At 70.2% G+C, this 21,261-nt stretch carries 17 protein-coding genes and 1 other RNA gene; 10 read left to right on the top strand and 8 right to left on the bottom strand.

What is annotated here, in order from left to right; translation table 11 throughout:
* Nucleotides 1–23 precede the first annotated feature (23 nt).
* Together prfB and ICC28_RS25165 are read left to right on the top strand one after the other, a co-directional pair.
* Entirely contained in the window at nucleotides 24–1,130 is a 1,107-nt protein-coding gene (gene prfB / locus ICC28_RS25170) for a peptide chain release factor 2 (protein ID WP_188290970.1), read from the top strand.
* Nucleotides 1,131–1,428: 298 nt separating this feature from the next.
* Nucleotides 1,429–2,043 carry an LPXTG cell wall anchor domain-containing protein gene (locus ICC28_RS25165; protein WP_188290969.1) on the top strand — a complete coding sequence of 205 codons (615 nt, stop codon included), beginning with the start codon at nucleotides 1,429–1,431 and terminating at the stop codon, nucleotides 2,041–2,043.
* A gap of 84 nt (nucleotides 2,044–2,127) precedes the next feature.
* On the opposite strand, the gene ICC28_RS25160 is transcribed toward ICC28_RS25165, so the two are convergent.
* Nucleotides 2,128–2,319 carry a hypothetical protein gene (locus ICC28_RS25160; protein ID WP_188290968.1) on the bottom strand — a complete coding sequence of 64 codons (192 nt, stop codon included), beginning with the start codon at nucleotides 2,317–2,319 and terminating at the stop codon, nucleotides 2,128–2,130.
* 319 nt (nucleotides 2,320–2,638) lie between these two features.
* Here ICC28_RS25160 and ftsE point away from each other — a divergent pair, with 319 nt between their 5' ends.
* From ftsE to ICC28_RS25130, 6 genes are all read left to right on the top strand, one after another.
* Nucleotides 2,639–3,328: a cell division ATP-binding protein FtsE gene (ftsE, locus tag ICC28_RS25155; RefSeq protein ID WP_031478235.1), complete on the top strand. Its 690-nt coding sequence runs from the start codon at nucleotides 2,639–2,641 to the stop codon at nucleotides 3,326–3,328.
* Nucleotides 3,329–3,362: 34 nt separating this feature from the next.
* On the top strand, nucleotides 3,363–4,280 hold the full coding sequence (gene ftsX, locus ICC28_RS25150) for a permease-like cell division protein FtsX (RefSeq protein ID WP_188290967.1): 918 nt from the start codon (nucleotides 3,363–3,365) through the stop codon (nucleotides 4,278–4,280).
* Between the two features lie 68 nt (nucleotides 4,281–4,348).
* Nucleotides 4,349–5,512 carry a S41 family peptidase gene (locus ICC28_RS25145; RefSeq protein WP_188290966.1) on the top strand — a complete coding sequence of 388 codons (1,164 nt, stop codon included), beginning with the start codon at nucleotides 4,349–4,351 and terminating at the stop codon, nucleotides 5,510–5,512.
* Between the two features lie 68 nt (nucleotides 5,513–5,580).
* Nucleotides 5,581–6,123 (top strand): SsrA-binding protein SmpB, encoded by a 543-nt coding sequence (gene smpB, locus ICC28_RS25140; protein WP_188291009.1) that lies wholly within the window; start codon nucleotides 5,581–5,583, stop codon nucleotides 6,121–6,123.
* A 97-nt stretch (nucleotides 6,124–6,220) separates the two neighbouring features.
* Nucleotides 6,221–6,589, top strand: a transfer-messenger RNA (tmRNA) gene (ssrA, locus tag ICC28_RS25135).
* Nucleotides 6,590–6,750: 161 nt separating this feature from the next.
* Complete coding sequence (locus tag ICC28_RS25130; protein WP_188290965.1) at nucleotides 6,751–7,746, top strand: DUF4232 domain-containing protein; 996 nt, start codon at nucleotides 6,751–6,753, stop codon at nucleotides 7,744–7,746.
* Nucleotides 7,747–7,794: 48 nt separating this feature from the next.
* Here the strand turns inward: ICC28_RS25130 and ICC28_RS25125 are convergent, their stop codons facing one another.
* From ICC28_RS25125 to ICC28_RS25100, 6 genes are read right to left on the bottom strand one after another with little or no spacing between them, the layout of a single operon-like run.
* The gene (locus ICC28_RS25125) at nucleotides 7,795–10,698 is read right to left on the bottom strand and encodes a glycoside hydrolase family 3 protein (RefSeq protein WP_188290964.1); all 2,904 of its coding nucleotides are present in this window, start codon (nucleotides 10,696–10,698) and stop codon (nucleotides 7,795–7,797) included.
* A 40-nt stretch (nucleotides 10,699–10,738) separates the two neighbouring features.
* A complete protein-coding gene (locus ICC28_RS25120; protein ID WP_188290963.1) occupies nucleotides 10,739–11,749 on the bottom strand; it encodes a LacI family DNA-binding transcriptional regulator in 1,011 nt (336 codons plus the stop codon).
* Nucleotides 11,749–13,998, bottom strand: a complete 2,250-nt coding sequence (gene yicI, locus ICC28_RS25115; RefSeq protein ID WP_188290962.1) for an alpha-xylosidase — start codon at nucleotides 13,996–13,998, stop codon at nucleotides 11,749–11,751. The genes ICC28_RS25120 and yicI overlap by 1 nt, the downstream gene beginning before the upstream one ends.
* Before the next feature lie 11 nt (nucleotides 13,999–14,009).
* Complete coding sequence (locus ICC28_RS25110; protein ID WP_188290961.1) at nucleotides 14,010–14,834, bottom strand: carbohydrate ABC transporter permease; 825 nt, start codon at nucleotides 14,832–14,834, stop codon at nucleotides 14,010–14,012.
* Nucleotides 14,831–15,781 carry a carbohydrate ABC transporter permease gene (locus ICC28_RS25105; RefSeq protein WP_188290960.1) on the bottom strand — a complete coding sequence of 317 codons (951 nt, stop codon included), beginning with the start codon at nucleotides 15,779–15,781 and terminating at the stop codon, nucleotides 14,831–14,833. The genes ICC28_RS25110 and ICC28_RS25105 overlap by 4 nt, the downstream gene beginning before the upstream one ends.
* Nucleotides 15,778–17,073: an ABC transporter substrate-binding protein gene (locus ICC28_RS25100; RefSeq protein WP_188290959.1), complete on the bottom strand. Its 1,296-nt coding sequence runs from the start codon at nucleotides 17,071–17,073 to the stop codon at nucleotides 15,778–15,780. The genes ICC28_RS25105 and ICC28_RS25100 overlap by 4 nt, the downstream gene beginning before the upstream one ends.
* 270 nt (nucleotides 17,074–17,343) lie before the next feature.
* Here ICC28_RS25100 and ICC28_RS25095 point away from each other — a divergent pair, with 270 nt between their 5' ends.
* Entirely contained in the window at nucleotides 17,344–18,717 is a 1,374-nt protein-coding gene (locus ICC28_RS25095; protein WP_188290958.1) for a cytochrome P450, read from the top strand.
* Between the two features lie 239 nt (nucleotides 18,718–18,956).
* Here ICC28_RS25095 and ICC28_RS25090 read toward each other — a convergent pair whose 3' ends face one another.
* Nucleotides 18,957–20,195 (bottom strand): MFS transporter, encoded by a 1,239-nt coding sequence (locus ICC28_RS25090; RefSeq protein ID WP_188290957.1) that lies wholly within the window; start codon nucleotides 20,193–20,195, stop codon nucleotides 18,957–18,959.
* Between the two features lie 84 nt (nucleotides 20,196–20,279).
* Here ICC28_RS25090 and ICC28_RS25085 point away from each other — a divergent pair, with 84 nt between their 5' ends.
* Nucleotides 20,280–21,236 carry a LysR family transcriptional regulator gene (locus ICC28_RS25085; protein WP_188290956.1) on the top strand — a complete coding sequence of 319 codons (957 nt, stop codon included), beginning with the start codon at nucleotides 20,280–20,282 and terminating at the stop codon, nucleotides 21,234–21,236.
* Nucleotides 21,237–21,261 lie beyond the last annotated feature (25 nt).

The following is a 21,261-nucleotide window of genomic DNA, read 5'->3' as shown; positions in this document are numbered from 1 at the left end:
GCGGTAGCCGTTACGCTGGAGGCGTGGCAGTCGTCGATGTATCCGAAGAGCTGAAGTCCCTCTCCTCGACCATGGAGTCGATCGAGGCCGTTCTGGACCTCGACAGGATGAGGGCAGACATCGCCGTGCTAGAGGAGCAGGCGGCGGCGCCGTCCCTGTGGGACAACCCGGACGAGGCGCAGAAGATCACCAGCAAGCTCTCCCACCTCCAGGCGGAGGTGCGGAAGGCGGAGGCGCTGCGCGGGCGGATCGACGATCTCTCCGTGCTGTTCGAGATGGCCGAGGAGGAGGACGACCCGGACACCCGTGCCGAGGCCGAGTCCGAGCTCGCGTCCGTCAAGAAGGCGCTGGACGAGATGGAGGTCCGGACGCTGCTGAGCGGGGAGTACGACTCCCGGGAGGCGCTCGTCAACATCCGTGCCGAGGCCGGTGGCGTCGACGCCGCCGACTTCGCCGAGCAGTTGCAGCGCATGTACCTGCGCTGGGCGGAGCGGCACGGCTACAAGACGGAGCTCATCGAGACGTCGTACGCCGAAGAGGCCGGCATCAAGTCGACCACCTTCTCCGTGCAGGCGCCCTACGCCTACGGCACCCTCTCCGTCGAGCAGGGCACCCACCGGCTCGTGCGTATCTCGCCCTTCGACAACCAGGGACGTCGGCAGACCTCCTTCGCGGGCGTGGAAGTCCTGCCCGTCGTCGAGCAGACCGATCACATCGACATCGACGAGTCCGAGCTGCGCGTCGACGTCTACCGGTCCTCCGGTCCCGGCGGCCAGGGCGTCAACACCACCGACTCCGCCGTGCGCCTCACCCACCTGCCCACCGGCATCGTCGTCTCCTGCCAGAACGAGCGGTCGCAGATCCAGAACAAGGCCACCGCGATGAACGTCCTCCAGGCCAAGCTGCTCGAGCGGCGCCGCCAGGAGGAGCAGGCCAAGATGGACGCCCTCAAGGGCGACGGCGGCAACTCCTGGGGCAACCAGATGCGTTCGTACGTCCTGCACCCGTACCAGATGGTCAAGGACCTGCGGACGGAGTTCGAGGTCGGGAACCCGCAGTCCGTGCTCGACGGCGAGATCGACGGTTTCCTGGAGGCCGGAATTCGCTGGCGCAAGCAGCAGGAGAAGTAAGACAAGGGAATTTGTCGACAAGGCAACTGCCGCCCGCGAGGCGGCAGTTGCCTTTTCTGTGCTCGATGTCTGGGTTTTACATCACACTCACAGGGATCCCTCCCCGGCAAAGAACCCGTACCAGGACATCGCGCACGCAACGGCCTTGACGTTGCTTTGAAAAATGGGAAGGGTAAAGCGTGGCATGCGTATCTCTGGGGCGCATGTGAACCGGGGGGCTCATGTTCAGCTGTCCCCGTCGATCACGGCCCCCGAGCGCCGCCTCACTGACGATTCAGCTACTGGGGGTAGCAACCACATGACCAAGAAGACGCGGATCCGTGTCGCGCGGATAGCGGCCGGTGCCGTGATCGCGGCCGGTGCCTCGCTGACGGCCGCCGGTGTCGCCGCCGCCGACGAGGGCGACGACTGCGGGCTCCTGGGTATTTGCGTCACGCCCGAGCCCGACCCGGAGCCCACCACGACCGAGCCCGAGCCGGAGCCCGAGCCCACCGAGCCGACGGTCATCCCGGAGCCGGACCCGGAGCCGACCGAGGACACCAACCCGCCGGAGCCGACGAACGAGCCGACGGAGCCCACCGAGGACCCGACGGACGACGCGACCACCTCGCCGAGCAACCCGGGCAACGGGAACGGCAACGGCAATGGGAACGGGAACGGGAACGGCAACAACACCAACCCCGACGGCGGCTCCGGCGAGTCCGCCCAGCAGGAAGGTTCCTCCTCCCTCACCGACACCGGTGAGGAGGCCGGCTCCGGCACCGCCGCCCAGGGCAGCGGCGACGAGCTCGCCGACACCGGTGCCGCTCAGACCACGTTCCTGCTGATCGGTGCCGCCACGATGATCGCCGGTGGCATCGGCTTCCGCGTGCTGCCGCGTCTCGTCGGCGGCCGCGAGGGTGCGGCCGCCTGACGGCAGCCGTCCGCAGCACTCGACCGAAGCGCAAGAGCCCGGAGCCGACAGGCTCCGGGCTCTTGTGTGTCTCAGCTCACGTGGTCACGCGGTCTGGTGCGCCAGCAGCGCCACGGCCGCGATCAGTACCGCCAGCAGCGCGATCAGCGTCATCGGGGTCAGACCCGCCAGCGGGTTCCCCTGCTGGAGCCGCTCACGGTTCGCCCGGCACACCGGGCAGCGGCCCTCGGTCACGGGCGCGGCGCAGTTCGCGCACACCAGCCGGTCGTACGTCATGCGCTCGCCCTCCTTGCCAGCGGTTCCACCGGAAGAACGCCTCCGGGGCGGAGAACGTTCCCTTCTCTACTGTGCCAGGTTCCTCCGGAAAGGGCGCGGGCGCTCTGGAAGGGGGGGATCGCATGGTTGCGCGGCTGCGGGTCGGTGGGGGTTGATCGCGCCCGCGCGGCGGTAGCCGCATATCCAACACAGCCCCGCGCCCCTTCACGTGGGTTCACAAAAGGCACATCTGTCACGCAACCCCTACCGGTGCCTGCGCTCCCGCTCCCGACTCGCGTATGGTCACGCTCATCTACCCCCGGCGACCCGTGGTGCATCCGTGATCCGATTCGACAACGTATCCAAGGTCTACCCCAAGCAGACCCGCCCCGCACTCAGGGATGTCTCCCTGGAAGTGGAGAAGGGCGAGTTCGTGTTCCTCGTGGGGTCCTCCGGCTCCGGAAAGTCCACCTTCCTGCGGCTGATCCTGCGCGAGGAACGGTGCAGCCACGGCCAGGTGCACGTGCTGGGCAAGGATCTCGCGCGCGTCTCCAACTGGAAGGTGCCGCAGATCCGGCGCCAGCTGGGGACGGTGTTCCAGGACTTCCGGCTGCTGCCGAACAAGACCGTCGCCGAGAACGTCGCCTTCGCGCAGGAGGTCATCGGCAAGTCGCGCGGCGAGATCCGCAAGTCCGTGCCGCAGGTGCTCGACCTCGTCGGGCTCGGCGGCAAGGAGGACCGGATGCCCGGTGAGCTCTCCGGCGGTGAGCAGCAGCGCGTCGCCATCGCGCGGGCCTTCGTCAACCGGCCCAAGCTCCTCATCTGCGACGAGCCCACCGGCAACCTCGACCCGCAGACCTCCGTCGGCATCATGAAGCTGCTGGACCGGATCAACCGGACCGGCACGACCGTGGTGATGGCCACGCACGACCAGAACATCGTGGACCAGATGCGCAAGCGCGTCATCGAGCTGGAGCAGGGCCGCCTCGTCCGCGACCAGGCGCGTGGCGTCTACGGCTACCAGCACTGACGACCGGCTCCACGGAAAGGCTTAACCAGACGCCATGCGCGCCCAGTTCGTACTGTCCGAGATCGGTGTCGGTCTCCGCCGCAACCTGACGATGACCTTCGCCGTCGTCGTCTCCGTCGCCCTGTCGCTCGCCCTGTTCGGCGGGTCGCTCCTGATGAGCGACCAGGTCAACACCATGAAGGGCTACTGGTACGACAAGGTCAACGTCTCCGTCTTCCTCTGCAACAAGAGCGACGCCGAGTCCGACCCCAACTGCGCCAAGGGCGCGGTGACCGCGGACCAGAAGAAGGAGATCCTCGCCGACCTGAAGAAGATGCCGTCGGTCGACACGGTCGCGTACGAGTCGCAGGACCAGGCGTACAAGCACTACAAGGAGCAGTTCGGCGACTCCCCGCTGGCCGCCTCCCTCACGCCGGACCAGATGCAGGAGTCGTACCGGATCAAGCTGAAGGACCCGGAGAAGTACCAGGTCATCGCCACCGCCTTCAACGGCCGTGACGGGGTGCAGTCCGTGCAGGACCAGAAGGGCATCCTGGACAACCTCTTCAAGCTCCTGAACGGCATGAACTGGGCCGCGCGCGCGGTGATGGCGCTGATGCTGGTCGTCGCGCTGATGCTGATCGTCAACACCGTGCGCGTCTCGGCGTTCAGCCGTAGGCGCGAGACCGGGATCATGCGCCTGGTCGGTGCCTCCGGCTTCTACATCCAGGCGCCGTTCATCATGGAGGCCGCGGTCGCCGGACTGATCGGCGGTGCGGTCGCCTGCGGATTCCTGGTGATCGCGCGGTACTTCCTCATCGACCACGGACTGGCCCTGGCCGACCAGCTGACGCTGATCAACTTCATCGGCTGGGACGCCGTCCTGACGAAGCTGCCGCTCATCCTCGCCACAAGCCTGCTGATGCCCGCGTTGGCCGCGTTCTTCGCGCTGCGCAAGTACCTGAAGGTGTGACACTTGCCAAGAGGGGCCGTCCGGTCAACGGGCCGTACGGCCCCTTGCGTTGTCCTAGACTCACCGGCATGTCAGGTCGTGACCTGTTCTGCCAGCCCCGCCGCTTCGGCCGCGGGGCCGCCCTGACCTTGGTGTTCGCGAGCGTCCTCGTCGCCGGTGCGGCGACCGGCTCGCTGCCGGAGCCCGACCGGAAAGCGGCATCCGCGGAGCCCCGTTCGACCACCGCGGCCCGCCACGAGCAGGTAGCGGAGGCCGCCGCCGAGGCGATGGCCGAGGGCAAGTCCCCCGTGGAAGCCGCCGAACAGGCCGTCAGCCGCAGCGGGGACCGCTGGGGTGCCGTGTACTCCGAGGGGGAGTACGAGGAGTTCGAGGAGGCCCTGGACGGCCGGTACACCGGCGTCGGCCTGTGGGCGCGGCGCGGGCGGGACGGCCGGATCCAGGTGACGAAGGTGCGCGCCGGGTCGCCGGCGGCCTCCGCCGGGGTCCGGGTGGGCGACCGGCTGCGCAGCGTCGACGGCGAGAAGGTCGACGGGCAGCCCGTCACCGAGGTCGTCTCCTTACTGCGCGGAGACGCCACCGACGCACCCGTCGGTACGGCCGTCCGGCTCGGCCTGGAGCGCGGCACGCGCGCGTGGAGCGTCACCGTGCGCCGGGCCAGGCTCTCCACCGACTCCGTCACCGTCCGCAGGCTCGCCGACGACATCACCGTCATCCGCATCGACTCCTTCACCCGGGGTTCCGGCGACACGGTCCGCGGCGCCCTGCGGCAGGCCCCGGCCGGCGGCGGGATCATCCTCGACCTGCGCGGCAACCCCGGCGGCCTGGTCACCGAGGCCGTCACCGCCGCCTCCGCCTTCCTCGACGGCGGCCTCGTCGCCACCTACGACGTCGACGGCGACCAGCGCGCCCTGCACGCCAAGCCGGGCGGCGACACCGGCAGACCTCTGGTCGCGCTCGTCGACGGCGGCACGATGAGCGCGGCCGAGCTGGTCACCGGAGCCCTCCAGGACCGCGGCCGCGCGGTCGTCGTGGGCTCGCGCACCTTCGGCAAGGGCTCGGTCCAGATGCCGAGACGGCTGCCCGACGGCTCCGTCGCCGAGCTGACCGTCGGTCACTACCGCACCCCCTCCGGCCGGGGTGTCGACGGCCGGGGCATCACCCCCGACCTGGACGCGGACGCGGAGGCCCTGGAGCGGGCCGAGACCGTGCTCAGCGGCCTTGGCCCCGAGTAACCCCTGTTAAACGGCTTTCCGCCGACCCCCTCCATGGTGCGAAAATGGACGGCACTATGAGCAAGGGAATGTACGTACCCAAGGAGTCCCAGCCCAAGCAGGGCGGGGCGGCAGCCAAGGCCAAGGACGGCGAGAAGGGCGGCAAGCGCAAGCTCGTCGCGCAGAACAAGAAGGCCCGGCACGACTACGCGATCATCGACACCTACGAGGCCGGGCTGGTGCTCAGCGGCACCGAGGTGAAGTCGCTGCGGCAGGGGCGTGCCTCGCTGGTCGACGGGTTCGTCCAGATCGACGGGGGCGAGGCGTGGCTGCACAACGCCCACATCCCCGAGTACAGCCAGGGCAGCTGGACCAACCACTCCGCGCGCCGCAAGCGCAAGCTGCTGCTGCACCGCGAGGAGATCGACAAGCTGGAGGTCAAGTCGGGGGAGACGGGTCACACGATCGTGCCCCTCGCTCTGTACTTCAAGGACGGCCGTGCGAAGGCCGAGATCGCGCTCGCGCGAGGCAAGAAGGAGTACGACAAGCGCCAGACCCTGCGGGAGAAGCAGGACCGGCGGGAGTCGGACCGGGCGATCGCGGCGGCCAAGCGCCGGCAGCGCGGGGCGTAGCGCACGGCCCGGGAATACGCTGGCACGTGCGTGCGTTGGTCACGTACGATGGCATCAGCACCGGCCACGGTCGGTGTGCACCTTGAGAAAACAACATGGGGATGATCGGTTTCGACAGCGGCTGTCGAAGCAGGGGAAGCGTGTCGAGGAAGCGGCAATGATCTCGTAAACCATATGTCGCAACCAATAATCGCCAACACCAAGCGCGATTCCTTCGCCCTCGCTGCCTAAGTAGCGACTTGCGAAGTGTCAGCCCGGGGCTGTTCCCGACCCGGATCCTGGCATCAGCTAGGGAACTAAACCTTGATCCCGGTCACGGGGTGAAGAGGGAAATCAAACAGTGACTGAGCCCGTTCCGGACTTGTCTGGGTGATCCGGAGGGCCGAGAAACTCGTACCAGACTGCACACGGAGAAGCCCTGATTCCGCACCGTTGGACGCGGGTTCGATTCCCGCCATCTCCACTCATCCCATGTGGGCAAGGCCCCGTCGCTCTCGCAGCGCCGGGGCCTTTGTCATGTCGGCAGAGCGGGCCTGCGCCCATCGCAGGAGGAGTTGTGACAGCCCTGTGACCGGGAGTGTGGGGTACGCCACAGCTATGGCGCGCGGACCTTGGTGGGGTGGGCGCATGCCCACCGATCTGCGTGCCGCTCCCCTTGTTCTCGCCGGTGTCCTGCTGCTGGCCGCGTGCGGTACGCAGAGCGCCGGGGAGGGGGCCGGAAGCACGGGCGGCCCGGTCGCCGTCGCCACCGTGTGCCCGTCCGACCACCCGCAGTACGGGGACCTGTCGACGGAGCAGCCGTCCGAGCAACCCCGCCCCTCGGGCACCCCGACACCGCTGCCCGTTCCCTCCTACGACGACGCCCCGGACGACGGCGTGAAGATCACCGGGCTCTACGCCTGGGGCGCCGGCAGCGGTTGCGGCACCGACCCCTCCTTCTCCGCCGACTTCGAGATCACCAACGACGGGACCGCGGCGGCCACCTACACCGTCACCTTCGGCTTCCGCTCCGGCTCCGGCACCGCCGTCGACGACCCGGAGCGCACGATCGCGGCGGTCGGCGCCGGGAAGACCGTCAAGGGAACGGTCGTTGCCCGCGGTTCGACCGGCACCTCGGCCGACGTGTCGTCGGTGACCGTCGTGAAGGTGCGCAGCGTCCCCGTCGACGAGGCGCCGTCCCAGTCCGGCCCGTGCCCCGAGTCCGGGGTGCGGGTCTACGCGGACCGGGGCGACGCCGCCATGGGGCTGCGGGTCGTCGGGCTGCACCTGGTCAACTGCGGCAGCCGGCCCTACGAAGTGAACGGCTATCCGGAGGTCGAGGTCCTCGACGAGGACCACGAGACCGTGGACGAGGTGAAGATCCTCCAGGGCACCGACCAGATCGGCGGCGGCCTCGGCGGCACCGCTCCGCAGCCCCTGGTGCTGCAGCCGGGCGAGACCGCGCAGGCGGGCCTCGCCTGGCGCAACACCACCGAGTTCGGGGACCCGGTGAACGCGCCGTACGTCCGCGTACGGCCGAGGCCCGGCGCCGCCCCCGTAATGGTGACCCCGGAACTGGACCTCGGCACGACGGGCCGACTCGGCGTCGACGCCTGGACGAAGGAAACGGTCAGCGCGGGCTGAGCGCCGAACGGTCCTTCGTCGCGCGCGACAGCAGGGACGTGGTCGCGGTCAGCGCAGGCTGAACTCCGACAGGCGTTGGTCCTTGCCGAGGACCAGGTAGACGTCCGTACGGCCCTTCGCCGCGCGTGACAGCTTCGCCGTCACCGTCTCGTAGGCGTACGGCGACGAGGTCCCGGCGAAGTGCGCCGTACCGACGAGGCGGCCCGTGGGGGAACCGAGCCGGATCTCCACCGGGCCCGCCGCACCGGCCAGGCGGGCGGTGAACGTGTCGGCGCCGGAACCGAGTCGGGCGTCCGCGAACTTCAGCCAGGCGCCGTCCTTCGCCGCCGACACCGCCGTACCGCGGGCCTTGGACTCGTCGACCAGGCGGACGGAGTCGTAGTCGTCGAAGTTCTCGGCGCGGGTGGTGCGGGACAGGTCGCGGGCGGGGATGGTCTCGCCCTTGACCTGCCAGGTCGTCCGCGCGCGGAGGTCCGTGGAGGAGGCGCCGACCATGATGTCGTAGGTGCCGCTCTCCACCACCCACTGGGAGCGGGTGACGTCCCAGTGGGCCAGATCCTGCCGACTGAGGTTCAGCCTGACCGTCTTCGTCCGGCCCGGCTTCAGCGACACCCGCTCGAACGCCTTGAGCTGCTTCAGCGGCTGCTTGTCGCGGGAGACGCGCTGGTGGGTGTAGAGCTGGACGACCTCGTCGCCGGCCCGGCCGCCGGTGTTGGTGACCTTCACCTCGTAGCCGCCGTCGACCTTCTTCAACGGGCCGTAGCGGAACGTCGTGTACGACAGGCCGTGGCCGAAGGGGTAGAGCGGGGTGCCCCGGAAGTACTGGTAGGTGCGGTCGGACTTGATGATGTCGTAGTCGAGGATCGAGGGGAGGTCGGACTCCGAGCGGTACCAGGTCTGGGTCAGGCGGCCCGCCGGGTTCACGTCGCCGAACAGCACGTCGGCGAGGGCGTTGCCGGTCTCCTGGCCCGCGTGGGAGGTCCACAGCAGGGCCGGGACGCTCTTCTGCAGGGCGCCGAGCGTGGTGGGGTAGCTGTTCTCGACGACCACGACGGTGTTCGGGTTGGCCTTCCGCACCGCCTGGGCCAGCGCCTCTTGTGCCGGGGCCAGGCCCATGTCCTCACGGTCGTCGTTCTCGCGGCCGTTGATCGCGGGCATCGAACCGACCACCACCACGGCCGCGTCCTTGCCCTTCACCGCGGCGACCGCCTCCTCGACGCCACTGCGCACGATCTCCTTGGCGTACGACGAGGCCCGCGCCTTCGCCACCAGACCGAGCGTGCCGTCGGCGCCGGTCGGCCCCAGGTAGACCGGGTTGGACCACCAGGACTCGCGGGTCTCGTAGCTGGCGTACCGCAGCAGGTAGCTGCCGTCGTCCTGCAGCTCCGGCGCGAACTGCTGCTGGACGAACCAACCGCCGGGCTGTTCCTGGTCGTTGACGAAGTTCGACCAGTTGTATCCGACGTACTTGCCGTTGGCGGCGGAGCGGAGCGTGACGATGCCCGCGCCCCAGTCGAAGATGTCGAACTGCGTGGCCGTGCCCGAGCCCGTGGCCTCCCTCAGCGGCTCGCCGTCGGCGTCCGTGCCCGCCGTCACGTACGCGCCGGTCTCGGTGTTGCGCAGCGCGATGCGGTCCACGCCCTCGCTGCTCGCCACCTCCGGCACGCCGAGCTTGTCCGCGATGCCCCTGGCCGGGGTGACCTCGTACGGCAGGGTGCCCGAGTACCAGTCGGTGTACAGGGTGTCGGCGAGCGGGCCGACCACGGCGACGTCCTTCCCGGACTTCTTCAGGGGCAGCGTCCGGCCCTGGTTCTTCAGCAGCACCGCGCCCTCGGCCGCCGCCTCGCGCGCCAGCTTCCGGTGGGCGGGGTTGTTGATCACGGACTTGTCGATCGCGCCGTACTTGCCGCCGCCCGGGTCGAACTCGCCGAGGCGGACGCGGACGGAGAGGATGTGCCCGGCCGCCTCGTCGATGTCGGACTCCTCCAACAGCCCCTGGTTCAAGGCGGAGTTGATGGCGTTGATCGTGATGTCGGAGTTCGCGTCGTTGTCCGTGAAGCTGTCGATGCCGGCCTTCAGGGCGGCCGCGTCGCCCTCGGCGAGGGTCGGGTAGTACTTCTGCTCGCCGGAGAGGTTGCCGGGCGCGAAGGCGTCGGTGACGTTCATGAGGTCGTACGAGGTCCACTTCCGCACGACCTCGTCCAGGTCCGGACTGACCGTCGCCGGGCGGCCGTTGACCAGGTTGTACGCGGTCATCACGCCCGTCGCCGCGTTCGCCTCGATGGCCGGGCGGAAGGCCGCCTGGTCGTACTCCTTCAGCACCCGCGGGCGCAGGTCGGCGGAGGTGGTCGTGCGGTTCACCTCGTTGTTGTTGGCCACGTAGTGCTTCAGCGTCGGGGCCGTCTTCAGATGGTCGGGGTCGCCGCCGGTGAGGCCCTCGCCGAACGCCGTGGCCAGGGCGCCGGTCAGCTGCGGGTCCTCGCTGTAGCCCTCCTCGTTGCGGCCCCAGCGCGGGTCGCGCAGCGGGTTGGTCACGGGTGCCCACACGTTCAGGCCCCAGCCCGTGGGGCGTTCCTGCTGGAAGCCGCGGACCTCGTCGCCGATCGCCGAGCCGACCCGTTCCATCAGGCCGGTGTCCCAGGTCGAGGCGAGGCCGACGGCCTGCGGGAACACGGTGGCCTCGCCCAGCCAGGCGACGCCGTGCAGGGCCTCGGTGCCGGTGCGGAAGGACTGGATGCCCAGGCGCGGGATCGCGGGCTGCCACTGGTGGAGCAGGGAGATCTTCTCGTCGAGGGTGAGCCGGTCGAGGAGGTCCTCGACGCGTTCGGAGACGGGCAGGGACGGGTCACGGAAGGCGGGTTCGGGCTCGGCCGCCGCGGGGACGGCGGCGACGGTGCCCGCGATCAGCGCGAGGGCGACGACGAGGGTGGCTCTGTGTCTGGGACCTTTCATGTTCCACGGCTCCTTCGAGTAGGGCCTTGCAGACGGGTGTTCAGGGCGCGTGACGTGGTGCGGTGCTGGCGCGCTCCGTGATCCGGGGCGGCAGCAGCGTGGCCTGCGGCACCGGCTTGCCGCCGAGCTTGCCCATCAGCAGCTCCACCGCCCGCTCGCCCACCTCGGCGGTCGGCAGGGCCACGGAGGTGATGGGCACGCGGACGGCGGCCGCGGTCTCGTCGGGGCAGATCGCGGTGACCGACAGATCGCCGGGGATGCGCAGACCGAGCTGTTCGAAGGCGTCGACGAGCGGTTCCAGGAGCGGCTCGTTGTGGACGACGACGCCGGTCAGGGCGGGCTGTTCGCGCAACAGGCGCTCGGCGACCGCGCGGGCCGCGCCGGGCCGGCCCTCGCACGGGTGGACGGAGGAGGCCAGCCCGCCGCGGTCGGCGGCGGCCGTGAACCCCTCGACCACCCGCTGGGCGAACGCGGTCTGCCGTACGTACACCTCCGGCGGCGATCCGACCAGCGCCACCACCCGGTGCCCGAGCCGCGCCAGATGCTCCACACAGGCCTCGCCGGCCGCCTTGAAGTCCAGGTCGATGCAGGTCAGTCCGGCGGGGGAGGAGGGGAAACCGATCAGCACGGAAGGGCGGTCCAGGGCCCGTAGCAACGGCAGCCGCCGGTCGTGCAGTTGGACGTCCATGACGATCAGCGCGTCGACGAGCGCGGTGTCCGCGACCCGGCGCAGCCCCTCCTCGCCCTCCTCCTGCGTCAGCAGCAGCACATCGTGGTCGTGGCGCCGTGCCGTCGTCACCACCGACACCGCGAACTGCATCACCACCGGCACATGGATCCCGGTGCGCAGCGGTACGACCAGGGCCAGCACGTTGGACCGGCTGCTGGCCAGGGCGCGGGCACCCGCGTGCGGGCGGTAGCCCAGCTCGCGGATGGCCGCCTCCACACGCTGCCGGGTCTCCTCGGAGATCGGGCGCTTGCCGCTGAGCGCGTACGACACGGTGCTGGGGGAGACCCCGGCGTGCCGCGCCACATCGGTGATCTTCACCATCAGTCCAGCTCCACCGTGAGGAACCCGGTCCCGACCCGCGCCCGCGCCTGACGCCCCCCGGCCGCGAGCCCCCACGGCTTCGACGGGTCGGCGCACGACGCCCGCAGCGTGTCCCCCTCCCGTACGACGGTGAAGGCCACGTCCCCGACCCGCACCGACACCTGCGCGCCCCGCGCGAGCCCGAACGCCCGCAGGGTGACCCCGTCGGCGTGGTCGTAGTCGGGCCGGTCGTCCACCGCGCCCACCGGGATCACCGCGCCCGGCCGCACCAGCAGCGGCACGCTCGCGAAGTCGTGCTTCTCGCGCACCCAGCGCGGCCCGGTCACCGTCTCCCCGGTCACGAAGTGGGTCCAGGTGCCCTCGGGCACGTAGTAGGTGACCTCGCCGGAATCGCTGAACACCGGTGCGACCAGCAGGTCCGGGCCGAGCATGTACTGCCGCTCCAGATGCGCGCACCCGGGGTCGTCCGGGAACTCCAGCACCATCGCCCGCATGATCGGCACGCCCTCGGTGTGGGCGGTGCGCGCGGCCTCGTACAGATAGGGCATCAGGCGCAGCTTCAGCCGGGTGAAGTGCCGGGCCACGTCGACGGCCTCCTCGTCGAACAGCCACGGCACGCGGTAGGAGGAGGAGCCGTGCAGACGGCTGTGCGAGGAGAGCAGCCCGAAGGCCAGCCACCGCTTGAACAGGGCGGGCGACGGGGTCCCCTCGAAGCCGCCGATGTCATGGCTCCAGAACCCGAAGCCGGACAGGCCCAGCGAGAGACCGCCCCTGAGCGACTCCGCCATCGACTCGTACGTGGCCTCGCAGTCGCCGCCCCAGTGCACCGGGAACTGCTGGCTGCCCGCCGTCGCTGACCGGGCGAAGACGACCGCCTCCTCCTCGCCCCGGTGCTTGCGCAGCACGTCGAAGACCGTGCGGTTGTACAGGTACGTGTAGTAGTTGTGCATGCGCTCCGGGTCGGAGCCGTCGGACCACTGCACGTCGAGCGGCACCCGCTCGCCGAAGTCGGTCTTGAAGCAGTCCACGCCCTGCGCGAGCAGCGCCTCCAGCTTGGCCGCGTACCAGTCGCGGGCCTCGGGGCTGGTGAAGTCGACCAGGGCCATGCCCGGCTGCCACAGGTCCCACTGCCAGACGCTGCCGTCGGGCCGTTTCAGCAGATGCCCGAGCGCCTTGCCCTCCGCGAACAGCGGCGAGCGCTGGGCGATGTACGGGTTGATCCACACGCTCACCCGGAGCCCGCGCGCCTTCAGCCGGGAGAGCATGCCCTCGGGGTCCGGGAAGACCCGCGGGTCCCACTGGAAGTCGCACCAGTGGAACTCGCGCATCCAGAAGCAGTCGAAGTGGAAGACCGACAGGGGCAGTTCGCGCTCCCGCATGCCGTCCACGAAGGAGGTGACGGTCTCCTCGTCGTACGAGGTCGTGAAGGACGTCGACAGCCACAGCCCGAACGACCAGACGGGCGGCAGCGCCGGACGGCCGGTGAGCGCCGTGTACTTGCGCAGGATCTCCTTCGGGGTCGGCCCGTAGACGACGTAGTACGTCAGCTCCTGCGTCTCCGCGCTGAACTGCACCCGGGAGACGACCTCCGAGGCCACCTCGAAGGACACCTTGCCCGGATGGTCGACGAAGACGCCGTAGCCCGCGTCCGTCAGATAGAAGGGCACGTTCTTGTACGCCTGCTCGCTGCACGTGCCGCCGTCGGCCTGCCAGATGTCGACGACCTGGCCGTTCTTCACCAGCGGCCCGAACCGCTCGCCGAGGCCGTAGACGCTCGTCCCCACCCCGAGGTTGAGCTGCTCGCGCAGGTAGTGCGCGCCGTCCGCCTCCCGCATGATGCCCATGCCCTTGTGGCCGCTGGAGGTCAGCACCCGGCCGCCGGCCAGGAACTCCACGTGCCAGGAGCCGGTGCGGGCGGCCCGCAGCGACAACTCGCCGGAGATCAGCGTCACATGCCCGTCGTCGTAGGCCACCTGGGCCGCGGCCGTCGACTCGGCGAGCTCGAACTCGGGCCCGCGCCGCACGTCGCCGGTCAGATGCGTCAGAGTCAGCCCGATGACGTCGGGCATGGGGCTGTGTGCCTTGATCGTCATGACCGGTCCCGTCATCAGATCGCCGCGCGAGCGGATCGGGCGGGTCGGCGCGTGGATCTCCAGCGCGCCGTCCTGCTCCGTGACGTCGAGCACTTCGACCGGGTGGGCCGCGGTGACGCCCTCGCGCAGCAGCCAGTAGCCGTTGGTGAACTTCACGTGGGGGGTCCTTACTTGACGGCGCCCACGGCGATGCCGCGGGTGAGGGTCCGCTGGAAGAGGAGGAAGAAGACGATGGCCGGGAGGACGCCGAGCAGGGCGGCCGCGTTGGTCATCGTGGCGTCCATCAGACGCTGGCCCTGGAGGACGCCGAGGGCCACCGACACCGTCTGGTTGTCGTTGGAGATCAGCATGACCAGGGGGAGCAGGAACTCGTTCCAGGTCCAGATGAAGAAGAAGACCATGAGGACGCCGAGGGTGGGCCGGCTGACCGGGACGACGATCCGCCACAGCACCTGCCACTTGTTGGCCCCGTCGATCCGGGCCGCCTCGATGATCTCGCGGGGGAACTGGCCGAGCACGGAGGAGAGCAGATACGTGCCGAACGCCGCCTGGATCACCGTGAAGACGATGATCACGCTCAACCTGGTGTCGTACAGGCCGACTTCCTTGCTCAGGTAGTAGACGGGGTAGACCAGCGCCTCCTGCGGCAGCATGTTGGCGAGGACGAAGAAGGCGAGCACCCAGGTGCGGCCCTTGACCCGCCCGATGCCGATCGCGTACGCGTTCAGCACCGACAGCACGACCGCGCCGATCGCCACCGCGCCGCTGATCAGCACGGAGTTGACCAGCTTCTGGGTGTAGTCGACGCGCTCCCAGAAGTCCTTCAGACCGTCCAGGTAGAGGCCCTCGGGGAGGCCGAGCGGGCCGTTCTGGGAGTACTCGGTGGGCGACTTGACCGCGTTCATGGTCACGATCAGGAACGGCACGACCATGAACAGGGCGGCCACGCACAGGGCGACCAGCACGGGGTAGCGGCGGAGCGCGGTGCTCACGAGGCCTCCTCGGCGCGCGTCTGGAGCTTCAGCCCGAGCAGGGACAGCGCCAGGATGATCACGGTCAGCACGGTGGAGATCGCGGCGCCGTAGCCCACCTGCGTCTTCTCGAAGAACGTGGTGAAGGAGAAGTACGAGGGGACGTTGGTCGCACCGCCCGGACCGCCCTTGGTCAGCACGTACACCGCGCCGAACACCTTGAGCGCGGCGATCGAGCACCAGGTCAGCACGACATACGTCTCCGGCCGGATCTGCGGCAGCGTGATGTGCCAGAAGCGACGCCACCAGCCCGCCCCGTCCAGCTCGGCCGCCTCGTGCAACTGCGGGTCCACGCGCTGGAGTCCGGCCATGAAGACCACCAGCGGGAAGCCGAGCTGCACCCACACCATCACGCCCATCACGCTGTAGAGCGCGAGATCGGGATCGCCCAGCCAGTCCTGCTGCCAGCTCGACAGGCCCACGGCCCCGAGCAGTTCGTTGAGGGAGCCGTTGTCGGGGGCGAGGATCCAGCTCCAGACGATGCCCGCGACCGCGATCGGCAGCACCTGCGGGAGATAGAAGCAGGCCCGCAGCACGGCCACGACCTTGCTGCCGAAGTGCCGGCCCACGTAGTCGAACAGGGCCGCGGCCAGCACCAGCCCCAGCGCGGTCGGTACGACGGCCATGGCGACGACCATGAACATGCTGTGCCGGAACGACGCCCAGAACTCCGAGTCGTCCATCAGCTCCCGGTAGTTGGCGAGCCCCGACCACTCCGGGCTGCCCACGCCCTCCCAGTCGGTGAAGCTGACGTAGGTGTTCATGGCGAACGGCAGGACGACGATCGCGAGGAAGGCGAGCACCCCGGGCAGCAGGAACAGCGCGTAGGAGTCGCGGGGGCGGCGCGGGCGGCCGGCAAGGGGGAGCTTGCCGGCCGCCCGGCCACGCCGTTCGACGGTGACCGTCACCGCTCCGGTACGCCCTTGTCGTAGGCCTCCTGCAAGGCGTCCAGATAGGCGTCCGGGTCCGCGCTGCCCGTGATCAGCTTCTGGGTCTCGGAGACGAGGACGTCGTAGAAGCCGGTGACCGGCCAGTCGGGGTAGAAGGCCAGGCCGTCCCGGTCGGAGAGGGCGTTGAAGTTCTCGATGAGCGTCTTGGACTTCGGGTCGGTGATGGCGTCCGCGTCGGCCGCGACCGGGACGCCGCCGTTGTTGCCGAGCAGGTTCTGGATCTTCTCCGACATGGTGATGTCGATGAAGTCGTAGGCCAGTTCCTTGTTCTTGGCGTTCTTCGGGACCACCCACAGGTTGCCGCCGGAGCCCAGGGTCAGGTTCGTGTCCGGCCACAGCATGCTGTCCCAGTCGAACTTCGCCTCCTCCTGGAAGCGGCCGAACCACCAGCTGCCGGAGAACAGGATCGGCGCCTTGCCCTGGATGAAGGAGACGCCCGCGTCCTCGGCCTTGGTGCTGGTGGAGGTCTTGCTGATGTAGCCCTTCTTCACCCAGTCGGCGAACGTGGTCGCGCCGTACGTCCAGGCCTCGTCGTGCAGGTCGGCCTTGCCCTTGTACAGCTCGTACGCGTCGACCCAGGAGCGGTCGGCCTTGGTCAGGGCGAGCTGGTACAGGTACTGCTGGGCCATGTACTCGGCGCCCGCGTTGGCCAGCGGGGTGACGCCCGCCTCGACGAACTTGTCCATGGCGGCGGTGAGTTCGTCGAACGTCTTCGGCTCGGCGATGTTGTGCTCGGCGAACAGGTCCTTGTTGTAGAAGACCATCGTGTACTCGGCGTAGTTGGGCACGCCGTACCACTTGCCGGTGCCCATCACCCCGTTGGTGTCGTACAGGCTGGTCGTGCGCACACCGGCGCTGAGCTTCTTGTCCCAGCCGCGCTTGGTGGCCTCGCCGGTCAGGTCGGTGAGCAGGCCCTGCTCGGAGAGCTGTCCGGCCGTCGCGTTGCCCTTGTTGTACTCCATGAGGTCGGGCGCGTCCGAGGAGTTCAGCACCATCGGCGCCGTCTTCTGGATCTGTTCGAAGCCCTTCTCCTCGTACTCCACCTTCACGCCCGGATGGGTCTTCTCGAACTCCTCGATCGCCGCGTTCCAGGCCACGCCCATGGCGCTGTTGGGGCCCTCGTAGTGCCAGAGCCGCAGGGTCTTGCCGTCGCCGGAGCCGCCTTCGTCCGAGCCCCCGCAGGCAGCCAGGAGCAGTGATCCCGCGAGGACCACGGCGGTGGCCGCCCCACGCCTTCGTGCCGTCAACATCCAGTGCCTCCAGGGGGAGTCGGACGGATTTCGGGACGTACTGGCCACGTCACACTGCGTTCATCGAATCGATTCGATGGGTGACGTCGAAGCGCTTCGACGCAGGAAGGTATGTGCGCCGCGCGGGCGCGTCAATGGATTTGACGGGGTTCGCGGTCGGCGACGCCCGCCGCGCGGGATTGTCGAGATGAGCCCGTCGCTCTCAACCCGTGTTGTGCGTAGGCTGGTTGTCGATCATCCAGGTCTACGTCCACGGGAGGCGGCGGAGCCATGGCGGTGACGACCCCGGCAGTGCAGGCGCCGGTCGCGACGGGGAGCCCGGTACTCGGCTCGATGTGCGACCTGCTGCGCGACCCGCTCGGCACCTACCTCCGGGCCCGGCGCGACCACGGCGACGTGGTGCGCTTCCTGGCCGGACCTCCCGGTCTGCGGTCGGAGGTCTACGCGGTCTTCTCCGCCGAGGGCGTCCAGCAGGTACTGGCGACCGAGGCCGCCAACTTCCGCAAGGACAACGTCTTCTACGAGGAGCTCCGCCAGTCCGTCGGCAACGGCCTGCTCACCAGCCAGGACGACACCTACCTGCGCCAGCGCCGGCTCGTGCAGCCGCTGTTCACGCCCCGCCGGGTGAACGGCTACGCCCAGCAGGTCGCCGACGAGGCCGCCGAGCTGACCGAGACGTGGGGCGCGGCCTCGGACGGGAACGTCGAACTGATCGGGGAGATGCAGCGGTTCGCGCTGCGCGTGGTGTGCCGGATCCTGTTCGGGACGGACGTGGAGAAGGTGTCCGAGGTGATCGGGCGGACCATGCCCGCGCTCCAGGAGTACTCCCTGAAGCGCGGCTTCTCCCCGCTCAAGGCGCCGCGCCACTGGCCCACGCCCGCCAACCGCCGTGTCGCAGGCCTCCAGGCGGAGCTGTACGCGATGTGCGACGAGATCATCGCCGACCGGCGCGGACTGACCGACCGGGACGACCTGGTCACCCTCCTCGTGCACGCCGAGAACGCCGAAGACGGCAGCCTCGACGCCACCGAACTGCGCGAGCAGGTCCTGATCTTCCTGCTGGCCGGCCACGAGACCACCGCCACCGCGCTCGCCTTCGCCCTGCTCCTGCTCGCCCGGCACCCCGAGACGCAGCAGCGGGTCCGCGAGGAGGTCGACGGCGTGCTCGGCGGCCCCGGTGGACGGGCGCCCACCGCCGCCGACATGGATGCGCTGCCCTGTCTGACGATGGTCCTCAAGGAGGCCATGCGGCTGTACCCCTCGGCGCCCGCGGTCGGCCGGCGCGCCGTCCAGGACACCTCCGTCGGCGGCGTACGCATCCCCGCCGGGGCCGACGTCATCGTCAGTCCGTGGGTCACCCACCGCCACCCCGACTACTGGCCCGACCCCGACCGCTTCGACCCCACCCGCTTCACCCCGGAGGCGGAAGCGGCCCGCCCGCGCTACGCCTGGTTCCCCTTCGGCGGCGGCCCCCGCGCCTGCATCGGCCAACGCCTGTCGATGCTGGAGTCGGTCCTCGGCCTGGCCGTCCTGCTGCGCGAGTACGAGTTCGAGGACGCCCGGTCGGGCGAGGTGCCCCTCGGCGCGGGGATCACACTGGTGGCCAAGGGGCCGGCGAGGGTTCGGATCGTGCGGCGGGGGTGAGGGCGGCGGGGCGGAGTCGTGTCCCGTGGCGGTCATGCCGCGGGGGTGAGGGGAGGTCGGTGCGCGGCGCGCCCCCGCGGCCTCCGACGGCCGGTCGGTGCGCTGGGGCGGCCGGGACGGTTGCCCGGTACGGGCTTGCGCGCACGGCTGCTTCGAGGCGCCCGCTCGGGGAGGCGGGGGACGGGCCGTGCCGCGTGTGGCGGTGAGGGCGGCGGGGGCGGAGTCGTGCCGTGCGGTGGTCATGCCTCGGGTGCCACGGTGGTGACGAGCGGGGCCTTGTTCCGCCCCCGGCGCGTGGCTGTCGTCGTGAGGGTGATGGCGAGGGCCGTGGCCGCCGACGCGACCGGTACCGCGTAGCCGGCCGACGCCGACGTGTGCTCCGCCATCCAGCCGCCCGCCGCGCTGCCGAGGGCGATGCCGCCGAGCAGGCCGGTCACGGCCAGGGTCATGCCTTCGTTGAGGCGGCCCTCGGGGGTGCGCTGCTGGACCAGGGCCATGTTGGTGATCATCGTCGGGGCGGTGGCCATGCCGGCCAGCAGCAGCGCGCCCGCCAGCAGGACGAGGGAGCCGGTGGCGGACGCCGCGAGCAGGGGCAGCGTCAGCAGCGCGGTCATCGCCGCGATGCACCGGGCGTAGCGGCGCTCGGCGGGGCCGGCCGGCTTCAGCGTGCCGTACAGGAGTCCGGCCGCGCAGGAGCCGGCGGCCTGGAGGCCGAGGATCGCACCGGCCGCCGTACGGTGCCCCTGCGCGTCCGCGAACGCGATCGTGACGACCTCCATCGAGCCGAAGACCGCGCCCATGGCCAGGCAGACGGCGAGCAGCGGGGGCATGCCGGGGGAGCGGTACGGGGGCACGGCGGACGCCCGCCGCCGCTGCACCGGCGGCTCGGTCGAACGCTGTGCGGTGAACAGCAGCATGCCGGTGACGAGGAGCACGACGCCGACCAGCGTGCCCGCCTCGGGGAAGAGCGAGCCGCACAGGACGGCCGCGAGGACCGGGCCCAGCATGAAGCAGAGCTCGTCCGCCGACTGCTCCAGGGAGTTCGCGGTGTGCAGCGCCGCCGCGTCGCCCTTCAGCAGGTGGGCCCACCTGGCCCGGGCCATGCCGCCGATGTTGGGGGTGGTGGCGGTGGCGGCGTGGGAGGCGAACAGGGTCCAGTCGGGGGCGTCGTAGCGCGTGCAGAGCACCAGGGCGAGGTCACCGAGGGCGGCCAGGAGGGTGGCGGGCACGGCGACGCGCGCCTGCCCGTACCGGTCGACGAGCCGCGCGGTCCAGGGCGCGACCACGGCGGTCGCGGCCAGCCCGACCGCGACGACGGACCCGGCGAGGGCGTACGACCCGCGCGTCTCGGCGATCATCACCACCGCGCTCACGCCGAACATGCCCATCGGCAGCCGGGCCATGAGGTTTCCGGCGGTGAACGCACGGGTGCCGGGCAGGGCGAACAGGGAGCGGTACCGGGAGACCAAGTGGGGCATGCCGGCAACCCTCGCCCGCCGCCGAGCCAGGGGTCCAACACCTGTTCGACGCCGATTCACGCACCTGTGTTGTAAGTTCCCGGCATGCCCGACCCCCGCCTCCTGCGCGCCTTCCTCGCCGTCGCCGAGGAACTGCACTTCACCCGTGCCGCGGCCCGCCTCTACGTCGCCCAGCAGGCGCTCAGCCGCGACGTACGGCGGCTGGAGCGGGAGCTGGGCGCCGAACTGTTCGTACGCACCACCCGGCAGGTGACCCTGACACCGGACGGCGAGCGGCTGGTGCCCCACGCACGCCGTGTGCTGGCCGCCCACGACGACCTGCTCGCCGCCCTCGGGCAGGCCCGCCCGCTGCTGGTCGACCTGAACTCCCCGGGCCTGGCCACCCCGCGCCGCGTCCTGCACCGGGCCCGCGAACTCGCCCCCGACCACGAGCTGATGGCCCGTTACGAGAGCGGCCTGACCGGAGCGGCGGCCGAACTGCTCGCGGGCCGCCTGGACGCGTCGTTCGGGCGTTTCGCCGGACTGGACCCGGCGCTGCGGGCCGGCCTGGACCACCAGCCCGTGCGCTACGAGCCGATGGCCGTGATCCTGCCCGAGGACCATCCGCTGGCCGGAATGGCGGCGGTGCCGCTCGACGCGCTGGCCGGTACGACCGTCTACGCGGGCGCCGGGAACCCGCGCACTCCGGAGTGGACCGACCTCGCGCACCGGCTGTTCGAGGGGCGGGGCATCGAGGTCGCGGCGCCCGCTCCGCTCGCCGTCGGGGACGAGGAGTTCCAGCGGATCATGGCGAAAACGAGGACACCGGTCCTGGCCGTGGTGGACTTTCCGGCCATGCCTGCCTCGGTGCTGCGGCCCCTGATCGATCCCGTCCCGCTGGCACCCGTATCGCTGGTGTGGCGAAAGGGACTGGTGCACCCTGCATTTGACGCCCTGCGGCGAGCCGCGGCCGAGCTGGCGGCGGCGGAGGGCTGGCTCCGGCTGCCCGTCGATGGATGGATTCCGGCCAACGACAATGTCACGATGCGGCCCCACAACTGACACGCGGCACACACACATCTCACTC

Origin of the sequence: Streptomyces sp. TRM68416 (assembly GCF_014596915.1) — a bacterium.
Lineage (GTDB): Bacteria > Actinomycetota > Actinomycetes > Streptomycetales > Streptomycetaceae > Streptomyces.
This window is presented reverse-complemented; position numbering and strand designations above follow the sequence as displayed.